Here is a 720-nt window from a genome sequence, read left to right as displayed (position 1 = left end):
GCCCTGCACGCGGCCCGGGCGGGACGGCCCACGGGCGGGCTCCACGCCAGCCGCGCGGACGCGCTGGCCGCCTGCCGGGCCCACGGCACGGTCGACCGCGGCCGGCCCACCCCGGACTCGATCGGATAACAGGGGCCCGGGGCATCCCTGCACCGCGCTGACCTTTGCATAGGCTAAACAGCCGGAAGGGTGACAGACCGGAACGAGGACGGCCGGAGGCGGAGCAGGTGACAGCGAGCGATCGAGCGGGCGCCCGCGTGCGCCCGGCGCCCGGTCCCGGACTCGCCGCCCACCTGCGCACCACCCTGTGGGGCCCGGCCGAGTTCGTCGGACTGCCCGGTCCTGGACTGCTCGCCCACGGCCTCACGGCCGGGTCCGTCGGCGCCGCCGCGATCACCCTCGCGGGCGCGGTCGGCATGTGGGCGGGACCGCCCGCGCTGGCCCGCGGCGAGGCCGGGCTCACGGCCGCCGCCGCGCTCGTCCTGTATCTGATCGTCCTGCGCGCCGGACGCGTCCTCGTCGGCCTCGTCGCCGTGCTCGGCGTGTGCCTGGCCCTGACCGCCCCGCAGGCCGCCGCCGGACTGGCGCTCGCCCAGCGGGGGCGGGCCCAGCCGGCCGAGGTCGCCTCCGTCCAGCAGAGCCCCGCGCACCGCCGCATGCTGTGCGAGCTGGCCCCCGACGTCCCGCACGCGCCGCCCGGCACCCGGATCTGGCGCGGCT

Annotated in this window: 1 pseudogene; it reads left to right on the top strand. The window is 78.9% G+C overall.

The features are described 5' to 3' along the window. Nucleotides 1–227: 227 nt before the first annotated feature. Nucleotides 228–720, top strand: a pseudogene (locus GTW43_RS04870) (hypothetical protein); the annotation flags it as partial.

The organism is Streptomyces sp. SID5785 (assembly GCF_009870065.1).
Lineage (GTDB): Bacteria > Actinomycetota > Actinomycetes > Streptomycetales > Streptomycetaceae > Streptomyces.
The sequence above is the reverse complement of the archived record's forward strand: the minus strand, read 5'-3'. Positions and strand labels throughout refer to the sequence as shown.